This is a genomic window from Halanaerobium sp., from assembly GCF_003070835.1.
In genome coordinates this window covers 1-4857 of the sequence record NZ_QBLR01000261.1, presented here as the reverse complement: position 1 = coordinate 4857, position 4857 = coordinate 1, and the positions used below count along the sequence as shown (strand labels likewise).

Annotated in this window: 6 protein-coding genes; 2 read left to right on the top strand and 4 right to left on the bottom strand. The window is 35.3% G+C overall.

The window, feature by feature from the left end; genetic code table 11:
* The 3 genes from flgK to flgM all read right to left on the bottom strand — a co-directional run.
* Positions 1 to 1179: flagellar hook-associated protein FlgK (gene flgK / locus CI949_RS16890; protein ID WP_290768496.1), on the bottom strand; the 1179-nt coding region annotated here is incomplete at its 3' end.
* 13 nt (positions 1180 to 1192) lie between these two features.
* The gene (locus CI949_RS16885; RefSeq protein WP_290768493.1) at positions 1193 to 1693 is read right to left on the bottom strand and encodes a flagellar protein FlgN; all 501 of its coding nucleotides are present in this window, start codon (positions 1691 to 1693) and stop codon (positions 1193 to 1195) included.
* Positions 1694 to 1696: 3 nt separating this feature from the next.
* Positions 1697 to 1969 (bottom strand): flagellar biosynthesis anti-sigma factor FlgM, encoded by a 273-nt coding sequence (flgM, locus tag CI949_RS16880; RefSeq protein WP_290768490.1) that lies wholly within the window; start codon positions 1967 to 1969, stop codon positions 1697 to 1699.
* Positions 1970 to 2256: 287 nt separating this feature from the next.
* On the opposite strand from flgM, the gene CI949_RS16875 reads away from it, so the two are divergent.
* Both CI949_RS16875 and CI949_RS16870 read left to right on the top strand, forming a co-directional pair.
* Complete coding sequence (locus CI949_RS16875) at positions 2257 to 2394, top strand: hypothetical protein (protein ID WP_290768488.1); 138 nt, start codon at positions 2257 to 2259, stop codon at positions 2392 to 2394.
* A 32-nt stretch (positions 2395 to 2426) separates the two neighbouring features.
* Positions 2427 to 2696 (top strand): hypothetical protein, encoded by a 270-nt coding sequence (locus CI949_RS16870; RefSeq protein ID WP_290768485.1) that lies wholly within the window; start codon positions 2427 to 2429, stop codon positions 2694 to 2696.
* Positions 2697 to 2780: 84 nt separating this feature from the next.
* Here the strand turns inward: CI949_RS16870 and CI949_RS16865 are convergent, their stop codons facing one another.
* Positions 2781 to 4487, bottom strand: a complete 1707-nt coding sequence (locus tag CI949_RS16865; RefSeq protein ID WP_290768483.1) for a methyl-accepting chemotaxis protein — start codon at positions 4485 to 4487, stop codon at positions 2781 to 2783.
* Positions 4488 to 4857 lie beyond the last annotated feature (370 nt).

Here is a 4857-nt window from a genome sequence, read left to right as displayed (position 1 = left end):
TGTAACTTCAACCTGATAATTACCTTCCAGATCATTTCCTTGAGTGTCCAGTTCAATAAAAGAATCAATATTCTTATTTCCGGCTGCTATTTTACTGAGACCATTTTCTAAATCTTTGATAGCCGCTGTCAGATCTAACTGAGCAATTGCACTCTGTTCACTGGAGCTGTCAATTGGCTTAAAGAAATTTCCGCCATCAACACCATTAGCATCATAACCAGCCTGATGCTGCTTATTAAACTCAGTCACCATAGTTTTAGCCATCTGATTAAGCCTGCCTGCATAAAAGTCTAACTTCTCATCTCGCATATCCATCCAGGCTGCTATTTTACCACTGGTTGGTTTGATTTCTGTTCCAGTCCGGGTGTGGATTAGCTTATCTTCCATCCGCGGAATACTGTTATCATCAGTATTACCCTTAGCTGCTAGCTCATAAGCATCTGACCCATTAACCAGCTGCATCCCCTGAGTTGAAACAATCAGGTTACCCTGAGCATCCTGTCTGGATTGGACATTAATTAATTTACTCAAATCTTTATAAAGAGCATCTCGCTGATCCAGTAAATCATTGGGGTTCTGTCCACTCCCTTTAATAGAAACAATCTGCTTATTAAGATCAGCCATTTTTTTAGTAATATTATTAATCTCGGCTGCTGCATTAGAAAGATTCTCATTAATACTCTTCTTATAATCAGTCAGCTGATTATTTACACTCTGAAAAGAGTCAATTACATTTCTGGCATTTTCTCTTACCATATTCCGGGCTGCATTATCACTCGGATTATTGCTTAAATCCTGGAGTGAATTCCAGAACTGATTGATAGCACTGTCGATTCCGGAATCAGAAGGTTCATTTAGTATATATTCTACTTTCTCTAACCCACGCTGCATTTCTTCCCAGTAGCCGGAAGCCTGAGTCTCGTTAAAAATCTGAGAATTAATAAACTGATCTTTAACCCGCTCCACCTCCGCAATTTCAACACCTGTACCAAACTGTCCGGCTCCTCCATGATTGGAAAGTCCGGGAGCTGTATATGGATAAGAAGCCTTATGTATTGCTCGCTGTTTATTATAATCTTCATTATTTGCATTTGCTATGTTATGCCCTGTTACATCGAGTGATTTGCGCTGTGTTTCCAGTGCTCTTAACCCGACATGCAGGCCGCTAAATATATTCATTATCTTCCCACCTTTAGCCCTGTTTATTTATAATTCGCGGCTGTTCTTTCTTTACTTTTGCATCTTTAGAATAAGTGGTATCCTGTTCTTTAATGCTTTTTACTATTGTTTCAAAAGAAATTTGATTTAACTCTATTGCCTGCTCGAGAAGTTTTTGGTTCTGTTCATTTAGACTGTGAAAGTCATCAGTTAATTCTATCAGTTCTTCTCTAATTGGATTTAATTTTTCTCCCCAGCCTTGGGACAGTTTTTCAATTAAATTGCTGTAAGAATCTTTTTCTAATTCAATTTCAAATTCAGCTTTGATCTCCTGAATTTTATCATTTCTTTCTTTATCCTTTTTTTCTATATCTGCAATTACTTCTCTATCATTTTCTACTATTTCCATCAATCTATCTGTATCATTATTTACTAAAGCCTCATTTTTGGCTTCTGCAATCTCAAAAAGTTTTTGATAGAGTGCTTTTTCTTCCTCTAAAATACTTAATAACTCATTTTTTAGCTTCTCTGACATTATTTACACCCGCTCAACATTATTTAGAATTTTTGCAGCCAGCTTTTTGCTGTCAACCTGGTAATTACCGGATTGAACTTTCTCCTTTAAGGCTGCAACCTTTTCTTCTCTAATCTGAGGTATCTCTTTTAGCTCAGCTCTGGCAGTCATGATTTCTTTGGCTTTAGCAGAAATTTGGGTGCTGTCATTTTTGCTCCCACTCTTTTCTGTCTGCTTCTGCTGCAGCTTTTTATAATACTGATTGATCTTGCCTGCTTGAATGTTGTTAATTTTCATGGCTGCTCCCTCCTAAAAATTAATTCACTTTTATCTTCTGCTTATATTATCGTCAGAGTGGTGGAATTATTAAACTGCTTCCATCGCTATTTTAGGTTATTTATTGTGATTAGAGATGATTAGATGCCATTTACTCTGTTTTATAGCTTAAAATGACTTATTTTATTTGTTTCCTTTTTTAAATTGCCATTCAAAACCTCTTTTTGGAAATTTTTTTATACTGGTAGTTGTTTTAACAAACAGATGTATTATAATTAGAGTAGCAATCTAAGAAAGGGGAGATAAATATGAGTTATTATAAATCCAGAGAAGAATTGTTCAGTTATTTTAATAAACATTCTGCTGAAAAAAAGGATGAATTAGACCGCCATAAAACGCTGTTTTCCTGGGACAACTTAATTATTCAGATAATAATGGAGAAATAATTTTAGATATAGAAACAGATATTATTGAAAATGTGATTAAAATCTGGAACACCTGGAGCAATGCTGAAACTAAAAGATTTATTCGGAATAAAGCTTGGATTTATCTTAATAAAATCATATCTACATTAGCTCAAAATATTGAGGATTTTAGTTATGAAAGTATTAATGATGGATACAGCTTAAATATAGAAGACAAAAGTACTATTACAGAACTTAGAAAAGAATTTTTAAAAGTAGAAATAAAAAGAGAAGATGAAGCTATTAAAAAAAATCAATTAAGTTTAAATCTTAATGATCAATAAAAACTTCAGCTTTTTCATCTTAAATACTGAAAAGTATCAGGAAACTTAAGCTTATTAAGAATCCTGATACTTTAATTTTATCACTTATTTAATTCTAAACTTCTTAATTAAGGCTGAAAGATTTTTTGCCAGCTCAGTTAAATCCTCTGAAGCTTCGGCAATTATCTTTGTTGATTTTGACTGCTCCTCACTTGCAGCAGCAACTCCTTCCGCATTATAGGCAGCTTCCTCACTGACCACAGCAATTTCTTTAACAGAATTCTTTGCTCCCCGGCTGTCATTATTCATTTCTCTGGTCATCTGATCAATCTCATGGACCAGCTGATCTAGATTTTTGGAGGCTGCAGTAATTTGATTAAATAATTCAGCGGTATTATTAATATTTATTACACTTTCTTCTACTTTCAGTTCATTTTCTTTCATTTTATTTACTGTCTGTTTGATTCCCTTTTGAATTGAGGCAATCAGCTCAGCAATGCTTTTAGTAGAGGCTGCTGACTGTTCTGCCAGTTCCCTGATCTCATCGGCTACCACCGAAAATCCTCTGCCGGCGTCCCCGGCCCTAGCTGCTTCGATCGCTGCATTTAAAGCCAGCAGATTTGTCTGAGCGGCAATATTATCGATTAAATTAATAATCTCTCCAATTTCTTCTGAAGAATCTCCCAGTGAATTAATGAGCTCTGAAGTTTCTCTAATATTATCATTTACTGCTTTAAAACTATTTTCCGAACTTTTTAAGGAGCTATCTCCCTTTTGAATATTTTCCATCACCTCTTTTGACTGCCCGGCCATCAAATCAGAATTATGACTTACCTGATCTATATTTTCTACCAGTCTTTCAAAAATAGAATAAACTTCCTCCACTTGAGCCGACTGTTCCTCTGCCCCGGAGGCAATCTGTTGAATGGAGTTTCCAACCTCTTCTGCTGAAGCTGAAAGTTCTTCTCCGGTGGCAGTTAACTCCTGACTGGAGTCACTCAGTTCATCAATACTGTCATCAATGTTTCCAATTAGATTTTTTAAATTATCTCTCATCTTTTTAAAAGAAGCTGCCAGAATTCCAATTTCATCTTCTTTTTTTAGATAATTACTTTTAATTTCAAAAGTTAAATTCCCAGCTGCAATTTCCCCTGCATAGCTGCTTAAGTTTTTAAGGGGCTCTGTCATTTTAAGAACAAAGACAAAAACCACTGCAAGAAATATAAAACCTGCAATCAAAGCAAAGGTAGCTGTCGAAAAGGTGATCCCTGACTTCATTGTTTCGACAAAGTCAGTAGATGTACCTAAAGACCAGATACCAACAATTTGATTATCTTCATCTCTTAAAGGCATATATGCTGTCTGATAGCTTCTCCCCAGCACATTTGCTGCTCCGGTAAAGCGCTGCCCATTAAAAACTTTTTCTTTAACCTCAGCTGAAACTCGAGTACCTACTGCTCTGCTGCCGTTTTCTAAGACATTGGTGGCAGTTCTTATCTCACCAGCAAAGATTGTCACAATATTTCCCTGAGAAAGCTCTCCGATCAGATCAACCAGCTGATTATTAGCACTAATTAATGTTTCTCCCTTATATAACTGATCTCCTCTCAGCTCCCATTGACCTGGAAACTTTGAGTCGATAATCTCATAACCCAGTTCTAAATCCGAAACTGCTTTGACCACTGCCGCCTGATTTGCCTCACTGGAAGCAACTCCCTGAATTCTATAAATTATTCCCCCTGTTAAGAGAATAATCCCGATTGTCACCAGCAGTAAAATTTTGTACTTGATTGATAGTTTATTAATCTTCATTTTCTTTTTCTCCTTAAAATACAAATTATATTCTTATTTCCTTATTGATAATAATTATCGTATTATTAGAAGAAAAAGTAAAGTGCTGGCAGAGTTCAAATTCAGCTTAAATTGACTTCTAAGACGACTGAGCTTGTATTTACAGTCAAAGTTGATAACTTTGCTTGGAATTGGTGTTTTCGTAAATTTTAATACAGTTAAATGCAAAAAACCGGCTGAGCTTTAACCCCGCCGGTTTTCATTAGTCTATGCAGCTACTCATTTATTAACTATTATTTAAACTTGAATTCGGCAAGTAAAAATACCGAATCCAGTTATGATAGTCTTTAAACAGTAAATCTAGTTCAAATTTTTTTGAATAAAAAAATAG